The sequence below is a fragment of the Caballeronia eucalypticola genome (assembly GCF_047608185.1).
Lineage (GTDB): Bacteria > Pseudomonadota > Gammaproteobacteria > Burkholderiales > Burkholderiaceae > Caballeronia.
On the sequence record NZ_JBLKRU010000001.1, the window covers coordinates 270,147 to 288,274 of the forward strand.

The 18,128-nt window shown below is 58.3% G+C and carries 15 protein-coding genes; all 15 read left to right on the plus strand.

The features are described 5' to 3' along the window. The first annotated feature begins 5 nt into the window (after window positions 1–5). On the plus strand, window positions 6–1,229 hold the full coding sequence (locus ACMX25_RS01280) for an ABC transporter substrate-binding protein (RefSeq protein ID WP_414947751.1): 1,224 nt from the start codon (window positions 6–8) through the stop codon (window positions 1,227–1,229). Window positions 1,230–1,390: 161 nt separating this feature from the next. Beyond that, complete coding sequence (locus ACMX25_RS01285; RefSeq protein ID WP_165092952.1) at window positions 1,391–2,275, plus strand: branched-chain amino acid ABC transporter permease; 885 nt, start codon at window positions 1,391–1,393, stop codon at window positions 2,273–2,275. Then, window positions 2,275–3,246 carry a branched-chain amino acid ABC transporter permease gene (locus tag ACMX25_RS01290; protein ID WP_414947937.1) on the plus strand — a complete coding sequence of 324 codons (972 nt, stop codon included), beginning with the start codon at window positions 2,275–2,277 and terminating at the stop codon, window positions 3,244–3,246. The genes ACMX25_RS01285 and ACMX25_RS01290 overlap by 1 nt, the downstream gene beginning before the upstream one ends. Before the next feature lie 590 nt (window positions 3,247–3,836). Then, window positions 3,837–5,003, plus strand: coding sequence for an ABC transporter substrate-binding protein (locus tag ACMX25_RS01295; RefSeq protein ID WP_414947752.1), 1,167 nt, complete (start codon window positions 3,837–3,839; stop codon window positions 5,001–5,003). Window positions 5,004–5,276: 273 nt separating this feature from the next. Then, complete coding sequence (locus tag ACMX25_RS01300; RefSeq protein WP_414947753.1) at window positions 5,277–6,455, plus strand: ABC transporter substrate-binding protein; 1,179 nt, start codon at window positions 5,277–5,279, stop codon at window positions 6,453–6,455. Window positions 6,456–6,614: 159 nt separating this feature from the next. Next, a complete protein-coding gene (locus ACMX25_RS01305; protein WP_414947754.1) occupies window positions 6,615–7,670 on the plus strand; it encodes a branched-chain amino acid ABC transporter permease in 1,056 nt (351 codons plus the stop codon). Between the two features lie 4 nt (window positions 7,671–7,674). Beyond that, the gene (locus ACMX25_RS01310; protein WP_414947755.1) at window positions 7,675–9,459 is read left to right on the plus strand and encodes a branched-chain amino acid ABC transporter ATP-binding protein/permease; all 1,785 of its coding nucleotides are present in this window, start codon (window positions 7,675–7,677) and stop codon (window positions 9,457–9,459) included. Further along, window positions 9,459–10,205: an ABC transporter ATP-binding protein gene (locus ACMX25_RS01315; RefSeq protein WP_414947756.1), complete on the plus strand. Its 747-nt coding sequence runs from the start codon at window positions 9,459–9,461 to the stop codon at window positions 10,203–10,205. The genes ACMX25_RS01310 and ACMX25_RS01315 overlap by 1 nt, the downstream gene beginning before the upstream one ends. 225 nt (window positions 10,206–10,430) lie before the next feature. After that, window positions 10,431–12,407, plus strand: coding sequence for a tRNA uridine-5-carboxymethylaminomethyl(34) synthesis enzyme MnmG (mnmG, locus tag ACMX25_RS01320; protein ID WP_414947757.1), 1,977 nt, complete (start codon window positions 10,431–10,433; stop codon window positions 12,405–12,407). Further along, window positions 12,407–13,087, plus strand: a complete 681-nt coding sequence (gene rsmG / locus ACMX25_RS01325) for a 16S rRNA (guanine(527)-N(7))-methyltransferase RsmG (protein ID WP_414947938.1) — start codon at window positions 12,407–12,409, stop codon at window positions 13,085–13,087. The genes mnmG and rsmG overlap by 1 nt, the downstream gene beginning before the upstream one ends. Before the next feature lie 62 nt (window positions 13,088–13,149). Continuing rightward, window positions 13,150–13,920, plus strand: coding sequence for a ParA family protein (locus ACMX25_RS01330; RefSeq protein ID WP_414947939.1), 771 nt, complete (start codon window positions 13,150–13,152; stop codon window positions 13,918–13,920). 37 nt (window positions 13,921–13,957) lie between these two features. Continuing rightward, a complete protein-coding gene (locus ACMX25_RS01335) occupies window positions 13,958–14,884 on the plus strand; it encodes a ParB/RepB/Spo0J family partition protein (protein WP_414947758.1) in 927 nt (308 codons plus the stop codon). 48 nt (window positions 14,885–14,932) lie between these two features. Then, a complete protein-coding gene (locus ACMX25_RS01340; protein ID WP_414947759.1) occupies window positions 14,933–16,030 on the plus strand; it encodes an SLC13 family permease in 1,098 nt (365 codons plus the stop codon). 314 nt (window positions 16,031–16,344) lie between these two features. Further along, window positions 16,345–16,941 carry an ATP synthase subunit I gene (locus ACMX25_RS01345; protein ID WP_414947760.1) on the plus strand — a complete coding sequence of 199 codons (597 nt, stop codon included), beginning with the start codon at window positions 16,345–16,347 and terminating at the stop codon, window positions 16,939–16,941. Window positions 16,942–17,125: 184 nt separating this feature from the next. Beyond that, window positions 17,126–17,977: a F0F1 ATP synthase subunit A gene (gene atpB / locus ACMX25_RS01350; RefSeq protein ID WP_414947761.1), complete on the plus strand. Its 852-nt coding sequence runs from the start codon at window positions 17,126–17,128 to the stop codon at window positions 17,975–17,977. Window positions 17,978–18,128: the final 151 nt, after the last annotated feature.

Here is an 18,128-nt window from a genome sequence, read left to right on the forward strand (position 1 = left end):
CTGTAATGAAGAAGAAGACCCTCGCGCGCCTGTCGGGACTCTGCGTAGCGATTGCGGCGGCCACGGCCTCGCTGATGGCTGGCAACGTCCAGGCAGCCCCCGGCGACACGGTGAAGATCGGCTATATCACGGACTTGTCCGGCCTGTACGCGGACATCGACGGGCAAGGCGGCCTCGAATCCATCCGCATGGCGATTGCGGATTTCGGCGGCAAGGTGAACGGTAAGCCGATTGAACTGGTCTACGCGGATCACCAGAACAAGGCGGATATTGCGGCATCGCGGGCGCGTGAATGGATTGATCGCGATGGCGTAAATGTGATCATCGGCGGCACGAATTCGGCAACGGCATTGTCGACGAATCAAGTCGCCGGCGAGAAGAAGATCCCGTACATCAACATTGGCGCAGGCGCGGACAACCTCACCAACGAGCAGTGCACGCCGTACACGGTTCACTACGCCTATGACACCATGGCGCTCGCCAAGGGCACGGGCTCAGCGGTGACGAAGCAGGGCGGCAAGACGTGGTTCTTCCTGACGGCTGATTACGCGTTCGGCAAGGCGCTGGAAAAGAACACGTCGGATGTCGTGAAGGCGAATGGCGGCCAGGTGCTCGGCGCGGTTCGTCATCCTTTGTCGGCCTCTGACTTCTCGTCGTTCCTGTTGCAGGCGCAAGGATCGAAAGCGCAGGTGCTGGGTCTGGCGAACGCAGGCGGTGACACGATCAACTCGATCAAGGCGGCGAAGGAATTCGGCATCACCAAGACGATGAAGATTGCCGCACTGCTGATCTTCTTGACCGACATCCACAGCCTGGGTCTCGAAACCACGCAAGGCCTGGTTGCAACGGACAGCTGGTACTGGAACAAGGACGCCACCACCCGCGCATGGGCACAGCGCTACTTCGCCAAGATGAAGAAGATGCCGACGAGTCTGCATGCAGCCGATTACTCCGCGGTCACCACGTACCTGAAGGCGGTGCAAGCGGCGGGATCGACGGACAGCGACAAGGTGATGGACCAGTTGCACAAGATGAAGATCAACGACTTCTACACGCAAAACGGCTACATCCGCGCGGACGGCAGCATGATCCACGACATGTACCTGATGCAAGTGAAGACGCCGGCGGAATCGAAGGAACCGTGGGACTACTACAAGATCACGGCGACCATTCCGGGTGAGCAGGCTTTCGACACCAAGGCGGAATCACGCTGCCCTTTGTGGAAGTAAGCGGCCGGGTTTAGTGGCACTGCTAGCGGCACTGCGGAGTCACGCGTAACGCCGATGGCTTGAATGGCCGCTACACGTTTCCGCATGATCGATCGACGCATGACGACTTGCTCACCTTGAGCCAGGCGGCATGCGTCGACACTACTCTGACGGCAGATTCGATGGAAATTTTCGGCATTCCGCTCGCGGCGATGATGAGCCAGTTGCTGCTCGGGCTGGTGAACGGATCGTTCTACGCCATCCTGAGCCTTGGCCTCGCGGTGATCTTCGGCCTGCTCAACGTGATCAACTTCGCCCACGGCGCATTGTTCATGCTTGGCGCGATGCTCACATGGATGGGTTTCTCGTATTTCAATGTGCCGTACTGGGCCATGCTCGTGCTCGCGCCGCTGATTGTGGGCGTGTTTGGCATCGTGATCGAACGGACGATGTTGCGCTGGCTCTACAAGCTCGATCATCTGTACGGGTTGCTGCTGACGTTCGGTTTGACGCTGGTGATTGAAGGCGTGTTTCGCTCGATCTACGGTTCATCCGGCCAGCCCTACGATGTCCCCGCGCTGCTGTCCGGCGCGACGAATCTCGGCTTCATGTACCTGCCGAACTATCGCGCGTGGGTCGTGCTGGCATCGCTGGTCGTGTGCTTCGCGACGTGGTTCGTGATCGAGAAAACGCGGCTCGGTGCGTATCTTCGCGCAGGCACCGAGAACCCGAAGATGGTCGAGGCGTTCGGCATCAATGTGCCGCTGATGGTCACGCTCACCTACGGTTTCGGCGTGGCGCTCGCGGCCTTCGCGGGCGTGCTTGCCGCGCCCGTGATCCAGGTCTCGCCGCTGATGGGGCAATCGATGATCATCACCGTATTCGCGGTGGTTGTTATCGGCGGAATGGGTTCGATCATGGGCTCGATCCTGACCGGCCTCGGACTCGGCGTGATTGAAGGCCTGACGCGCGTGTTCTATCCGGAAGCCTCTGCAACGGTGGTTTTCGTGATCATGGCGCTGGTGCTGCTCGTGCGCCCGGCGGGACTTTTCGGCAAGGAAAAATGATGGTTAGGAAAGTGCTCTACGGCGTGTTGCTTGCCGGCCTGATCGCGGCGCCGTTCCTCGGCGTGTACCCGGTCTTCATGATGAAAGTCCTGTGCTTCGCGCTGTTAGCGGCGGCCTTCAATTTGTTGATCGGCTACACGGGCCTGCTTTCGTTCGGCCACGCGATGTTCCTTGCCAGCGCCGGTTATTCTGCTGGTTACGCGATCCAGACGCTTGGTTTTACGCCGGAACTAGGCGTGATCGCGGGCACGGCGATCGCAACGTTACTGGGTCTCGTCGTCGGCTTGTTCGCGATCCGTCGCCAAGGCATTTACTTCGCGATGGTCACGCTGGCGCTCGCGCAGATGGTCTATTTCGTGTTCCTGCAGGCGCCGTTCACGCATGGCGAAGACGGGATGCAAGGCGTGCCGCGCGGCAAGTTGTTCGGTGCGATCAGCCTCAGTTCCGATCTGACGCTCTATTACGTCGTGCTGTTGGTGATGGTGCTGGCGTTCGGATTTATCGTGCGCGTGGTGCATTCGCCGTTCGGGCAAGTGTTGATTGCGATCAAGGAGAACGAACCGCGCGCGATCTCGCTGGGTTACGACACATCGCGTTTCAAGCTGCTCGCGTTCGTGTTGTCGGCGGGATTGGCGGGACTGGCTGGCGCGCTTCAAACGCTGGTGCTCGGATTCGAAACGCTCGGCGATGCTTACTGGACCATGTCCGGCCTGGTCGTGCTGATGACCCTGGTGGGCGGCATGAGCACCATGTTCGGGCCTTTGCTTGGCGCGTTCATTATTGTGGCGCTGGAAAATCGTCTCGGCGATATTGGCGCCGGGTTGTCATCGCTTACCGGGATTGACTGGTTCAACTCGCTCGGAGAGTCGGTGACGATCGTGACGGGTCTGATCTTTATTGCATGCGTGCTGCTGTTCAGGCGGGGGATTGTGGGAGAAATCATCGCACGGGTGAGGCCATTGCGCGGCTAAAACGGTATACGTGAAAGTCACGCAATTTAGTTGGTGATCCGAACTATATACTTCAGGATGTGCGGTTAACTTCCGCATTTGACAAGACTCGGATAAACGAGCGCCCAATAAAGGTGCCAACGTGCACCACTAGGGTAAATGCTAGGTTGTCGGTATTGGTTGCACAATCTAATATCCGTTTCAGTTCTGTTGCACCCGAATTTTGAGGTGGAGAACGAGGAGACAACGAGGCATCAAGTGCCCGACCGAAAGCGCTGTTGGATGATTCCAACAGCGCTTTTTATTTGTGCTCCGCGCTTTTGCTTAACTCTCGGATTCTCACGTCCAAATCGATTTATTTTGCCGCGATTAAGGGCCAGATAAATGGCCGCCGACTCTCGCCAATCAAATCAAATTAATCAATTTCATACGGGTTTTCCCGGGCATTTTTCATTACGTGCTTTAGCGCGCATTCGCTCGTTCAAATTCCTTCAAAACGCTTGCTCCGCGCGCTTCTCGTCCGCTACACTCCGGATTCACCGACCGCGTGGTCGGGATATAAAAATCGTAAAATCGCGCCGGTGAACAAAACACATTTACGGGGCATATCAATGAAGTTGGCTTTACGCTCGATCTCGAAGGCGGCACTCATCGCGAGCATGTCCGCAGTAGTCAGTACGCACGCTTTTGCAGACATAAAGATTGGTGTGACAGTGTCCGCGACTGGACCGGCTGCATCGCTGGGAATTCCGGAAAAGAACACCATTGCGCTGCTGCCGAAGGAGATTGCCGGGCAGAAGATGGATTACATCGTCCTGGATGATGCGACCGATTCCACGCAAGCCGTCAAGAACGCCCGCAAGCTGACGAGTGAAGATCACGTCGATGCCCTGATTGGTTCCACGGTAGTCCCGAATTCGCTTGCGATGATCGACGTCGCATCTGAGACATCCACGCCCATGATCTCCATGGCTGCGGCGGCTACCATCGTGGAACCGATGGATGCAAAACGCGCGTGGGTGTTCAAGACGCCGCAAAACGACATCCTGATGGCGACCGCGATCGCGCAGCATATGTCGAATCATGGCGTGAAGTCGGTGGCGTTTATCGGTTTCAGCGACGCTTACGGCGAAAGCTGGTTCAAGGAATTCACCAAGGCAGCCGATCTCGCGAAGATCAAGGTCGTCGCTAATGAACGGTTCGCGCGCAACGATACATCGGTGACCGGGCAGGTTCTTAAAGCCATGTCGCAGAACCCCGATGCGGTGCTGATCGCGGGTGCGGGCACGCCGGCCGCGTTGCCGCAAAAGACGCTGAAGGAGCGGGGCTACAAGGGCAAGATCTATCAGACGCACGGCGTGGCGAACAACGACTTCCTGCGTGTGTGCGGAAAGGATTGCGAGGGCACGTTCCTGCCGGCCGGGCCGTTGCTGGTCGCCGCGCAATTGCCCGATTCGAACCCCGTGAAGAAGTCCGCGCTGACTTATAAGCAGGCTTATGAAAACGCTTACGGTGCGGGTTCCATTTCCACGTTCGGCGGTCACGCATGGGACGCCGGCCTGTTGCTGCAACGAGCGATTCCGATTGCGTTGAAGAAGGGGCAGCCGGGCTCGCAGGCGTTTCGTGAAGCGTTGCGTGCGGCTATCGAAAGCACCCAGGATTTGCCCGGCTCGCACGGGATCTTCAACATGAGCGCGAACGATCACTCAGGACTCGATCAGCGGGCGCGCGTGATGGTGGAGATCGTCGGCGGGCAGTGGAAGCTCGCCAAAGACTGACGGGAACCTGGACAACAAGATAAATCGACTAAAGGCGCGTTGCTTCGAACGCGCCTTTTTTTCGACGTGTTATCGAGATGTTTACGAGTGTTTTAGATGGGCTCGGCAGCGCTGGCCTGATGGCTAACGTTGAGGGAAACCGGGTTCAGATACAGGTAATGACCGAAAATAGATTGAGCGGCAATCAAGCCAAGACCGCACGACAAAAGATTCATAACAACTCGCTGCAGCGCACAAGGCGTGCGCGATGGCATAGCGTCTGGAGACGATGCAATGAAAAAGACTACCTCGGTGAAATGGAAGGGACGGCTGACGAGCGCGGCGCTCGGCGTGACGCTGGCCCTGGGCGCCGGCGCCGCGATCGCGCAGGTGAAGATTGGCGTGACGTTGTCGGCAACAGGGCCGGCGGCATCGCTTGGCATTCCCGAGAAAAATACAATCGCGTTATTGCCGAAGGAGATTGGTGGGAAGAGCGTGGAGTACATCGTGCTCGACGATGGTTCGGACACCAGCCGCGCAGTGCAGAACACGCGCAAGCTGATCGATGAAGACCATGTTGACGCTATCGTGGGCTCGACCGTCACGCCGAATTCGCTTGCCATGCTCGACGCTGCAAGTCAGGGCAAGACGCCCATGATCTCGATGGCCGCATCGGCCGCAATCATCTCGCCTATGGATGCGAAGCGCTCGTGGGCCTTCAAGACGCCGCAGAACGACAGCCTGATGGCTGACGCCATTGCCGAGTATATGGAGAAGCACGGCGTGAAGACGGTGGGTTTCATCGGCTTCGCGGATGCGTATGGCGACGGCTGGTATAGCGTGTTCAACACGGCTGCGGCCGCGCACAACCTGAAGATTGTCGCGAACGAGCGGTATGCCCGCACCGATACCTCCGTCACCGGCCAGGTGCTGAAGACCATGAGCGCTAATCCGGATGCCGTGCTGATCGCGGGCGCAGGCACGCCTTCGGCGTTGCCCGCCAAGGCGTTGAAGGAGCGTGGTTACAAGGGCAAGGTCTATCAGACGCACGGTGTGGCGAACAACGATTTCCTGCGCGTGTGCGGCAATGATTGCGATGGCGAATTGCTGCCGGCGGGGCCAATCCTCGTGGCGGATCAATTGCCGGATAGCAACCCGGTGAAGAAGTCATCGCTGGCTTATAAGCAGGCTTATGAGAAGGCGTATGGCGTGGGGTCGGTCTCCACGTTTGGCGGCCACGCGTGGGACGCCGGACGCATGCTGGAGCAAGCCATTCCCGAAGCGCTCAAGACGGCTCAACCGGGTACGGATGCATTCCGTTCAGCGCTGCGTAGCGCGCTGGAAAACCTGAAGGATGTACCGCTTGCGCATGGCGTGATGAACACAACGCCGGCCGATCACAACGGCTTCGACAAGCGCGCCCGCGTGATGGTGCAGATCGTCGATGGCAAGTGGAAGCTGCAGAACGACTAGCTTGCGACATGGACCGCGCTCGCGCGCCTGCAATTTGGCGAGTTAGCGTTCCGGGGTTTCAACCATGGCTGGAGGCCGCGTTTTTCTGGCGGCATCAAGCCATATTTTCGATGGGCTGACCCGGCAGCCCCACCAGCAGATCGTTCCTAAAGAGGAAGTATGGACTTATCGATTGCGGCGATTCTCGCGCAAGACGGCATCACCACGGGCGCGATCTACGCATTGCTCGCGCTCGCGCTGGTCCTCGTGTTTTCGGTGACGCGCGTCATTTTCATCCCGCAGGGCGAGTTCGTCGCGTACGGTGCGCTGACGTTGGCCGCGCTGCAAACGCAGAAGCTGCCGGCAACGTGCTGGCTGCTGATCGCCATGGGCGTGGGGTGCTTCGTCGCGGAGATCGCGGGCATGGTGCGCCATCCGTCGCGACACCGGCACCTAGCGCGCACGCTCGCCGTGCTGGCGGGCAAGTATCTGCTGTTCCCAGTGGCAGTCTATGGGCTGACGCAGAGCGTGGTGATGCAGCCGCTGCCCATGATCTTGCAAGTTGCGCTCGCGTTGCTGATCGTGATTCCGATGGGACCGTTCGTGTACCGGTTGGCCTACGAACCCATCGCCGAAGCGAGCACGCTGTTGCTGCTGATCGTGGCGGTCGCGGTGCATTTCGCGATGGTCGGCCTTGGCCTCGTGATGTTCGGAGCAGAAGGCTCGCGCACAAATGCTTTCTCCGATGCCACGGTCAACCTCGGCAGCGTGTCCATCTCCGGGCAGAGCCTCTGGGTAGTCGGGACGGCCGCGGTGCTGATCGTTGCGCTGTATCTGTATTTCGACCGCACGATCTCCGGGAAGGCGCTGCGCGCGACCTCGGTAAACCGGCTTGGCGCGCGTCTGGTGGGCATCGGCACGACGCAGGCTGGACGGCTTGCCTTCACGCTCGCGGCCGGCCTGGGCGCGCTCTGCGGCGTCCTGGTGGCGCCAATCACGACCATCTACTACGACTCGGGCTTCCTGATCGGACTGAAGGGCTTCGTGGGTGCGATCGTGGGCGGCCTGGTGAGCTATCCGCTCGCCGCGGCGGGTTCGCTGCTGGTGGGGCTGCTTGAATCGTATTCGTCGTTCTGGGCGAGCGCTTACAAAGAGGTGATCGTCTTCACGCTGATCATTCCGGTGCTGCTGTGGCGGAGTCTGGCGAGTCCGCAGTCAGACGAAGACGAGGAGTGACGCGATGAAATTCGTCATGCGAAACAAGTTTTTCTGGGTATTCCTGCTGGTCGTGTTCGCGTTGCCGGTGCTGCCTCATCCAATCCGCACGCCCGAGTACTGGATCACGCTGCTGAACTACATCGGTTTGTATTCGATCGTTGCTATCGGACTCGTGCTGTTGACGGGTATTGGCGGGATGACAAGCTTTGGGCAAGCGGCCTTCGTAGGTGTGGGCGCTTATTCAACGGCTTATCTCACGACGCAGTTCGGCGTGTCGCCGTGGCTTGCACTGATAGTAGGCGTCGTGCTGACAGCGCTGATCGCGCTGCTGCTCGGGATGGTGACTATGCGTCTTTCCGGCCACTTCTTGCCGCTCGGGACAATCGCGTGGGGGTTGTCGCTGTTCTTCCTCTTCGGGAACCTGGAATTTCTTGGTAAATACGATGGCATCAACGGCATTCCAGTGCTCAACCTGCTTGGATGGCATCTGGAATCCGGAAGGTCGATCTACTACCTGATCTGGGCCGTCGTGTTGCTCGCGGTCATATCTGTTCAGAATCTGCTTAATAGTCGTCCGGGACGAGCGATTCGGGCACTGCGTGGCGGCGGCACAATGGCCGAAGCCATGGGCGTCAACACCGCGTGGATGCGCGTGGTGATCTTCGTCTACGCCGCCGTGCTGGCCGCAATTTCAGGCTTCCTGTACGCGCATTTGCAGCGGGCGGTGAATCCGACGCCGTTCGGCTTGAATCACGGCATCGAATTCCTGTTCATGGCGGTGGTAGGGGGCGTATCGCATGTCTGGGGTGCAGTGCTGGGCGCGACGATCCTCACCGTTCTACAGGATTATCTGCAGACCTTGCTGCCCAAGTTGCTGGGATCGAACGGCAATTTTGAGATCATCGTGTTCGGGATATTGATGGTCTTGCTGCTTCAATATGCACGGCAAGGGGTTTGGCCGTTCGTCGCCCGGCTTTTTCCCAGTGGACCGCGCGCCCATGCTCCTGAGCAGGCGGAAGCGTTGCCACAACGACCAAAGCCTGTTGTCGGCGAGCCTTTGCTGGTCGTCGATAAAGCGCGCAAGGAGTTCGGCGGACTGGTCGCGGTCAACGACGTTAGCTTCCAGGTGAAAGCGGGCGAGATCATCGGATTAATCGGGCCGAACGGCGCGGGAAAATCGACGACATTCAATCTAGTCACCGGTGTACTGCAAGCCACCAGCGGGTCAATCACGTTTCAGGGCGAACGTATCGATGCCCTGACTTCACGTGAAATCGTCAAACGCGGTATTGGCCGGACTTTCCAGCACGTGCGGTTGTTATCGGGCATGACGGTTCTGGAGAACGTTGCGATTGGCGCGCACTTGCGGGGAAAGACGGGCGTCTGGCGGAGCGTCGCGCGATTGAATGCTGCGGAAGAAGGGCGTTTGATGGCGGAAGCGGCTAAGCAGATCAAACGTGTTGGCCTGGAAAAGCATCTCTACGATGAAGCCGGCAGTCTGGCGCTCGGACAACAACGCATTTTGGAGATAGCTCGCGCCCTGTGCTGCGATCCGACTTTGCTATTACTCGATGAGCCCGCTGCAGGTTTGCGCTATCAGGAGAAACAACAATTGGCGGAGTTGTTACGCCGCCTGAAGGGCGAAGGCATGAGCATCCTGCTGGTAGAGCACGACATGGATTTCGTGATGAATTTAACTGACCGGTTGGTGGTGATGGAATTTGGAACCCGAATCGCGGAGGGATTGCCAGAGGATGTGCAGAAAGATCCGGTGGTGTTGGAAGCGTATCTAGGCGGGGTGGACTGATGGCAGACGCAATTCTTCAAGTCTCTGGTTTGTCCGTCCGTTATGGCAAGGTCGAGGCGCTTCACGACGGGAAGCTCAACGTTGGCGCCGGGCAGATCGTTTCGGTTATTGGGCCCAACGGCGCCGGTAAGTCCACATTGCTTAATGCCGTCATGGGCGCGCTGCCTTCCACGGGCTATGCGAAGGGAATCGTTCTTTATCGAGGCGAGGATGTCTCTGTGCTGCCGATAGAGAAGCGCGTTTCACGTGGAATGTGTCTGGTTCCGGAGAAGCGCGAGTTGTTCGCGAGCATGACGGTAGAGGACAACCTGGTTCTGGGCGCGTATCGAAGGAAGCGTGCGGGTGAACGCAATTTTCTCGATCAGCTCGATCACGTATTCGACTTGTTTCCCCGCTTGAAGCAGCGTCGGAAGCAGGCAGCCGGAACATTGTCAGGCGGTGAGCGGCAAATGCTGGCGGTGGGTCGTGCGCTGATGGGCAAGCCCGATTTGCTGATGTTGGATGAACCTAGCCTCGGCCTCGCGCCGCTGATCGTGAAGGAGATATTCCGCATCATTAGTGCGCTGCGGGAAACGGGCGTCGCGACGCTGTTGATCGAGCAAAATGCGCGGGCCGCGCTGCAGATATCCGACTATGGCTACGTGCTGGAAACCGGTGAATTTGCGATGGAAGGTGTTGCTAGCGAATTGGCTCACAATCCGAAGGTTATCGAAACGTACTTGGGGTTGGCTAAGAAGGTTGCTTAGCGTATTTGCCACTTGGTTGTCGTAGACGGCGTGTTTCACGTGAAACACGCTATTTTTTCGCCTTGGATATTCCCAGTGGATTCCACGCGCCGATCGCTGGCGTGTTTCACGTGAAACATGCCAATTTTTTCAGCGTTAGTCATTCGGCTTGAATCGCCGCAAAAGCTAACCGGCTATAATTCTTCGATATCTCTTTCGAAGGTCCGCCATCTCGTGCGGAAACCCATGCTTTATCCAACTGAATTCGATGTGATCGTCGTTGGCGGCGGTCACGCTGGAACTGAAGCTGCTTTAGCCTCGGCTCGAACAGGCGCAACCACGCTTTTATTGACTCATAACATCGAAACGCTAGGTCAGATGAGCTGCAATCCCTCTATCGGCGGGATTGGGAAGGGCCATTTAGTTAAGGAAATCGACGCGCTCGGCGGCGCAATGGCCGCGGCAACGGATGAAGCGGGCATCCAGTTTCGGATTCTGAATTCATCGAAAGGGCCGGCTGTCCGCGCTACGCGAGCGCAGGCGGATCGGGTCTTGTACAAGCAAGCGATTCGGCATCGGCTCGAAAATCAACCGAATCTTTGGTTGTTCCAGCAGTCAGTGGACGATTTGATTGTCGAAGGTGACCGAGTTGTTGGGGCCGTGACTCAGGTTGGAGTGAAGTTTCGCGCCAAAGCAGTCGTGTTGACGGCCGGGACTTTCCTCGGCGGAAAGATTCACGTGGGTTTGAACAATTACACGGGCGGCAGGGCAGGTGACCCAGCCGCGGTGTCGTTGTCGGCGCGACTTAAAGAGCTTCAACTTCCGCAAGGTCGCCTGAAAACCGGTACGCCGCCGCGTATTGATGGTCGCACCATCGATTTTTCGAAGCTTGGAGAACAGCCGGGCGATCTCGATCCCATCCCGGTGTTCTCATTCCTTGGCCGCGTTGAGCAGCATCCACGACAAGTGCCGTGCTGGGTGACCCATACCAACGAGCGCACGCACGACATCATCCGGGCTGGTCTCGATCGTTCGCCGATGTACACAGGCGTTATCGAAGGCGTCGGTCCGCGTTACTGCCCATCGATTGAAGACAAAATCCATCGATTTGCGTCCAAGGATTCGCATCAAATCTTCCTGGAACCCGAAGGCCTGACGACAAACGAGTTCTATCCGAACGGTATCTCCACGAGCTTGCCATTCGATGTCCAACTCGAATTGGTCCGGTCCATGAAGGGATTGGAGCATGCGCACATCCTTCGTCCTGGATACGCGATTGAATACGATTACTTCGATCCGCGCGCATTGAAGGCATCGTTGGAGACGAAGGCGATCGGTGGCCTGTTCTTCGCCGGCCAGATCAATGGCACAACGGGATATGAAGAAGCTGCCGCGCAGGGCTTGCTGGCGGGTCTTAACGCCGCGCTGCAAGTTAGCGGCAAAGAAGCATGGTGTCCGCGTCGCGACGAAGCCTATTTAGGCGTGCTGGTGGACGACTTGGTCACGCAAGGCGTATCCGAGCCGTATCGTATGTTCACCAGCCGTGCTGAGTACCGCCTTTCATTGCGCGAAGACAATGCGGACATGCGTTTGACCGAAGCGGGCAGGGCGCTCGGCGTCGTGGATGACGTGCGCTGGAGCGTGTTCAATGAAAAGCGCGACGCTGTTTCACGTGAAACACAGCGTTTGAAATCGACTTGGGTTAACCCTAAAACGTTGCCTGTGGAAGAAGCCGTCGCATTACTCGGCAAACCGATTGAACACGAATACAGTTTGGCGGATTTGTTGCGTCGACCGAGCGTCACCTATGCGGATGTTTGTGCACTGCGGAATCACACATCTGGTCCGGAAACGCCGCTGGCCCAAGATCCAATTTTGCTTGGCCAAATTGAAGAGCAGGTCGAGATCGCGGTGAAGTACCAAGGCTACATCGATCGCCAAGCTGGCGAGATCGAGCGGAATGGCACACACGAAAATACGCGTTTGCCAGAGGCATTCGATTACGCAGAAGTGCGTGGATTGTCGTTCGAGGCCCGTCAAAAGCTGATGCAGCACCGACCGGAAACGATTGGCCAGGCATCGCGTATCTCGGGCATTACGCCAGCCACCATCTCCTTGCTCATGGTTCACCTCAAGCGGGCAATGGGCCGGCGCGATGGGACAACGGCTCAAGCGTCGGGAAATAACCGGGCAGGGCGTAACAGCGCTCGCTCCGCTTCGTGATGCAGCGTGAAGCCGGGGATGCCGGACTATCAACACTTCTAAACGAAGGAATCGAGCAACTCGGCATGGCCGTCACCGACGCGCAGCGCCAGAAGTTGCTCGATTACGTGGCCCTGCTGGGTAAGTGGAACGCGGTGTACAACCTGACGGCGATCCGCGATCCGCGCCAGATGCTGATCCAGCACATTCTCGATTCGCTCGCGATCATCCCGTTTCTCACGCGCCGCACAGGGCCTCAGTCGGCGCTCGATGTCGGCTCCGGTGGTGGCCTGCCGGGGATCGTCATGGCGATCGTCTTGCCCGCTTGGCAAGTCACGCTGAACGACATTGTTCACAAGAAAACGGCCTTCCAATCCCAGGCGAAGCTGCACCTCGGCCTGACCAATTTGTCGGTTGTGACAGGACGTGTCGAGAACCTGCACCCGGGCGTAGAAGTCCCAGCTCTTTTCGATGTAATCGTCTCGCGCGCATTCGCAGAGCTCTCTGACTTCGTTACACTTGCGCGTCATCTGGTTGTTGGCAACGGCCGCATCTGGGCGATGAAAGGAATCAGGCCGGACGCCGAGATTGCTCGCCTTCCCGCCGACGCGAAAGTCTGCAGTATCGAACGTCTCCGCGTGCCCATGCTCGACGCCGAGCGCCACCTGATCGAAATTGAAATCGGAGCGGCCCCACATTGAACACTGCAGTCGACATCTCACGCGCACCTGAAATCCAGTCAGGAAAGAAGGGACACATCACGATGGCAAAAATCTTCTGCGTCGCGAACCAGAAGGGCGGCGTCGGAAAGACGACGACAGCAGTCAACCTCGCGGCCAGTCTGGCGGCGCTCGACCAGCGGGTTTTGCTGGTCGACCTGGACCCGCAGGGCAACGCAACGATGGGCAGTGGCGTCGACAAAGCGGCGGTCGAAAGCACCGTGTACGACGTGCTGGTCAACGGAGTCACGGTACTTGAAGCGCGTACTCGCACCGATGCCGTCGGCTACGACGTCTTGCCGGCTAATCGCGAACTGGCGGGCGCCGAGGTGGAACTGGTCAGCGTCGAAAACCGGGAACGCGTGCTACGTAAGGCGTTGACCGAAGTTGAAGCCGAATATGACTTCATTCTCATCGATTGCCCGCCGGCTTTGTCGTTACTCACGCTGAACGGGTTGTGCGCTGCTCACGGCGTCGTCATTCCGATGCAGTGCGAGTATTTCGCGCTGGAAGGCTTGTCCGATCTCGTCAACACGATCAAGCAGGTTCACGCGAATCTCAACCGCGACCTGAAGGTAATCGGTTTATTGCGCGTCATGTTCGATCCGCGTATTACATTGCAGCAACAGGTATCGGATCAACTGAAACAGCATTTCGGCGACAAGCTCTTCGACGTCGTCATCCCCCGCAACGTCCGTCTGGCCGAAGCGCCCAGTTACGGTCTGCCCGGCGTCGTGTTTGATCGGGCATCGCGTGGCGCGCAGGCGTATATCCAGTTCGGTACGGAAATGATCGAGCGCGTACGCGCGCTTTAACGGACACAGCGTCAAGATGGCAGAACGAGGAAGCAAGATGAGCGCGACGATGAAGAAGAAGGGCCTTGGGCGTGGTCTGGAGGCCCTGCTGGGCGGAAGTTCGGATATCACCGAGGCCGTGCGCAGCGAAGGGTTGCCGAGCGCTCTGCGCCTCGACGTGATGCAGGCAGGCAAGTATCAGCCGCGTACGCGAATGGACGAAGGCGCGCTGCAGGAGCTGGCCGCGAGTATCCGTGCGCAAGGTGTGATGCAGCCAATCCTGGTGCGTTCGATTGGCAACGACCGGTACGAGATCATTGCCGGCGAACGCCGCTTCCGGGCGGCGAAATTGGCTGGCCTTGAAGAAGTGCCGGTGCTGGTGAAGAACGTGCCGGATCAGGCCGCGGCCGCCATGGCCCTGATCGAAAACATTCAGCGCGAGGATCTGAATCCGCTTGAAGAAGCGCAGGGTATTCAGCGTCTGCTCGATGAATTCGATTTCACGCATGAGCAAGCTGCAGAGTCAGTCGGGCGTTCGCGCAGTGCCGTATCGAATTTGCTGCGCTTGCTGAACCTGGCTACGCCGGTTCAAACCATGCTGCTTGCAGGCGATCTCGACATGGGTCATGCCCGCGCACTGCTTGCCGTCGATGCCGCCACGCAGATCCAGTTGGCCAACCAGGTGGTCAACCGGCGCATGTCGGTGCGTGAAACCGAGAAGCTGGTTTCATCGACGACCAAGGAAGCGCCCGCGACAAAAGCGCGCACCGCGCACGATGGCGGCCGCGACACGCGCCGGCTCGAAGAGGAGTTGTCCGACCTGCTGTCGGCGAACGTGAAGATCAAGATGGGCGGGCGAGGGCGCGGCAAGTTGCAGATCGACTTCGGTGACCTCGACGCGCTCGAAGGCATTTTGGGACGGCTGCGCACGGGCGCAGTCAACGGCAAGGCGACTACTGACAACACATCCGCAGCGCAGGCCTAGGCCGCAATGCAGTTGCCCGCCGAAGCCAAGCCCGCTCAGACGAACCCAATGTCCAAAGCGTGGGCGCTCGTCAGCAAAGAACCCGTCTTGGCGATCCTGATTGTTGCGCTCATCGCGCTGCAAATCCTGCATCCCAAGCCGTGGGCATCGTTGCCTGCGCTGATCGACTGGCAGACCGTGCTGACGCTCGCTGGTTTGCTGATGTTGACCAAGGCGGTGGAGCTGTCCGGCTTCCTCATGTGGATGGCGCACCGCGTTGTGCATCGGATTCATGGCGAACGCGGCTTGGCGTTCTTGCTGATCGGTCTCGCCGCAGTGCTCTCGACCTTGCTCACCAACGACGTCGCATTGTTCGCCGTCGTGCCATTGACCTTGTCGCTGCACAAACTGGCGCCGCTTCCTATCAAGCGGCTGGTGATCTTCATTGCGATTTCGGTGAATGCCGGATCGATCCTGACACCGCTCGGCAACCCGCAGAACCTGTTTCTCTGGCAGACGAGCGGCGTGTCCTTCGGCGGCTTCGTCTGGGCGTTGCTGCCGTTATGTGCGGCGCTGATGGCGATGCTTTACGTGCTGGCCGCCGTGATGTTCCGCAACAAGCCACTCGATCTTTCCGGCGACACAGAAGCGCATTCCGTCGATATCCCGCTTTGCACGGTCGCGGGCATTGCGTTCGTCGCTTTCGTGGTTCTCGCCGATGCGCACTATGCCGGCATCGGCCTGGCCGCCGTTGCTGTCGGTTTCCTGTTGTGGCGACGTCAAGTCGTGCTGAAGATCGACTGGTTGCTGTTGCTGATCTTCGTGCTGATGTTCATCGTGCTGCGCAGCGTGGCCGCGTTGCCGTGGGTGCATCACGCAATAGCCGGTCTGGGCCTGAATACGCCGCTCAAGGCATACGCAGCCGGCGCCGTGTTGTCCCAGGGAATCAGCAACGTTCCGGCAGCGATCATGCTCGCCGAGTTCTCGAAAGACTGGCGCGCGCTGGCATTCGGTGTGAGCGTGGGTGGTTTCGGCATCGCGATCGGTTCACTCGCCAATCTGATTGCCGTTCGGCTTTCGGGCGAGCGCGGCATGTGGGGTCCGTTTCACCTTATCTCCATTCCATTCTGGATCGTCGCAGCGGCTATTGGCGCGTGGCTTGTTTAATCCGATAAAAATGGTGCGGCGCACGCAATGCAATTTGCGTCCTGTTTAAAAACGACGTGAAACAAGTCCATATCCGGCGTTAATCAAACTCGTTGTCCGTACAAGCGAAATCTCCTTTTGGAGACGTGTTTTTCAGGCTCGTCCGCTTGTTTTTTGATGGCCCTAAGCTATTGAATCTGTGACAACAATCGCTTACAATCCCCCGGATTTATCAGCTTGGCGACTCCGAAAGCGCTACGTAAGTATGTGGTTGAATGCAGCCATGAACGGAAGGTAAACGCGCTGGCTGTAACTGACTTTTAGTGAGATGTGTGATGGCGGTGCGAGAGCAGGATCGAGCGCCGGAAGGCGGGCAAGATGGGCGCGATTCACGCCCTGCCGCGAATTTGACCGGACACAAAACGTCTGGTTCAACGCCTGATTCCATTTCTTCTGGTCAGTCGGGTCATGCGCCGAATCATCCGTTTGACGATTCGTGGGACGCCGAAGCGCAAGATAACAAAACTGTTCCGCTTACGCGGGCAGAGGCGGAGACGCTGTTTGGTCCCGGAGTGAGTCGTCCATCGCGTGTCACGCCGTTCAAGGTCGTGGCGGCGCAAATGGTTTTGTCCCTGTGTGCGACGTTGGCATGGTGGCTGTTCTACAGTCCACCGGGTGTCGCCGCGCTGTCGGCGTTCCTCGGGGGAGCGATTTGCTGGGTGCCGAGCGGATTGTTCGCGGCACGTCTGAAAGCGAAGAGCGGCGCGGAAACCGTCGCGAGCTGGGTGATCGGCGAAGCAATCAAGATGGGCGCGACTATCGCCATGTTCGCGGCGATCGCGTACGGTTTCAAAGGTGTGCTGTGGATACCGCTGCTGGTCACGTACCTCATCGCATTGAAGACGTACTGGATCGCAATGGCCTGGAAATAACGCAGTGCGTTTGCAGACTTGACGTGCCAGGTAAGTGACGTACCAACGGTATCAGAGCAAATTAATACGTGCGGAGTAACTCTCCTGCACGCGGGCCCGCGCCCGGCGAACCGTCAACCATGTGGCGGCTCGAGGATCACGCGGGCGGCGGAAGATTTTCGACAATTTGGGTGGCTTTAAAGTTATGGCAGCTAGCGAAGGAACGCACGCGATGGATCCGTCGGAGTACATCGCGCACCACTTGCAGAATCTTTCCACTTCGCAACAGACGTCGATTTTCGACATCCATGTCTGGAATCTCGACACGTTGTTCTGGTCGATTCTTTGCGGCGTCGTCACGATCATCATTCTCGGTCTGGCTGCGCGTAAGGCGACATCCGGCGTGCCAGGCCGCTTCCAGTGCGCGATCGAAATGCTGGTCGAGATGGTGGAAGACCAGTCGAAGTCGATGGTCCACGGCAGCCGCCGTTTCATCGCCCCGCTCGCCCTTACGGTGTTCGTATGGGTCGCGCTCATGAATTCGCTCGACTTCATCCCGGTAGACTTGCCCACGCGCGTAATCGGCTGGCTGGGTTTGTCGGAGACGTTCCCGCATATGCGCATTGTCCCGACCGCTGACCTGAACGGCACGCTGGGCATTGCTATCGGCGTGTTCGTGCTGATGATTTACTACAACTTCAAGATCAAGGGCGCCGGCGGCTTCGTGCACGAACTGCTGTCCGCTCCGTTCGGCGCGCATCCGCTGCTGTGGATCCCGAACCTTGCACTCAACATCATCGAGTTCGTCGCCAAGACGGTTTCCCTCGGCATGCGGCTGTTCGGCAACATGTATGCAGGCGAACTGTTGTTCCTGCTGATCGCACTGCTCGGCAGCATGTGGCACTTCGGCGCGGACGCCTCCGTGCTCGGCTTCTTGGGCCACGTGGTTGCAGGAACGGTTTGGGCGATCTTCCACATTCTGATCGTGCTGCTGCAGGCGTTTATTTTCATGATGCTGACACTGGTGTATCTCGGCCAGGCACATGATTCGCACTAAGCACGCGATAACGTACTCAGTATCGCAATCAGGCAGCAGGGAAGGGTCACAGTAGTTCGGTAAAACGCTGCAGAACACCGCAGCGAAAGAACGTAACAGCGACCAAAAGTCAGCAAAATCGTATCGAGTTTCAATTTTTTATAAATCTAAG

Bases quoted from the DNA above. Each gene is read 5' to 3' on its own strand.
- rsmG (WP_414947938.1), top strand. From the start codon at position 12,407: ATGCAGCGTGAAGCCGGGGATGCCGGACTATCAACACTTCTAAACGAA.
- ACMX25_RS01295 (WP_414947752.1), top strand. From the start codon at position 3,837: ATGAAGTTGGCTTTACGCTCGATCTCGAAGGCGGCACTCATCGCGAGC.
- ACMX25_RS01340 (WP_414947759.1), top strand. From the start codon at position 14,933: ATGTCCAAAGCGTGGGCGCTCGTCAGCAAAGAACCCGTCTTGGCGATC.
- ACMX25_RS01305 (WP_414947754.1), top strand. From the start codon at position 6,615: ATGGACTTATCGATTGCGGCGATTCTCGCGCAAGACGGCATCACCACG.
- ACMX25_RS01290 (WP_414947937.1), top strand. From the start codon at position 2,275: ATGGTTAGGAAAGTGCTCTACGGCGTGTTGCTTGCCGGCCTGATCGCG.
- ACMX25_RS01310 (WP_414947755.1), top strand. From the start codon at position 7,675: ATGAAATTCGTCATGCGAAACAAGTTTTTCTGGGTATTCCTGCTGGTC.
- ACMX25_RS01300 (WP_414947753.1), top strand. From the start codon at position 5,277: ATGAAAAAGACTACCTCGGTGAAATGGAAGGGACGGCTGACGAGCGCG.
- ACMX25_RS01315 (WP_414947756.1), top strand. From the start codon at position 9,459: ATGGCAGACGCAATTCTTCAAGTCTCTGGTTTGTCCGTCCGTTATGGC.
- atpB (WP_414947761.1), top strand. From the start codon at position 17,126: ATGGCAGCTAGCGAAGGAACGCACGCGATGGATCCGTCGGAGTACATC.
- ACMX25_RS01330 (WP_414947939.1), top strand. From the start codon at position 13,150: ATGGCAAAAATCTTCTGCGTCGCGAACCAGAAGGGCGGCGTCGGAAAG.
- ACMX25_RS01285 (WP_165092952.1), top strand. From the start codon at position 1,391: ATGGAAATTTTCGGCATTCCGCTCGCGGCGATGATGAGCCAGTTGCTG.
- mnmG (WP_414947757.1), top strand. From the start codon at position 10,431: ATGCTTTATCCAACTGAATTCGATGTGATCGTCGTTGGCGGCGGTCAC.
- ACMX25_RS01335 (WP_414947758.1), top strand. From the start codon at position 13,958: ATGAGCGCGACGATGAAGAAGAAGGGCCTTGGGCGTGGTCTGGAGGCC.
- ACMX25_RS01280 (WP_414947751.1), top strand. From the start codon at position 6: ATGAAGAAGAAGACCCTCGCGCGCCTGTCGGGACTCTGCGTAGCGATT.
- ACMX25_RS01345 (WP_414947760.1), top strand. From the start codon at position 16,345: ATGGCGGTGCGAGAGCAGGATCGAGCGCCGGAAGGCGGGCAAGATGGG.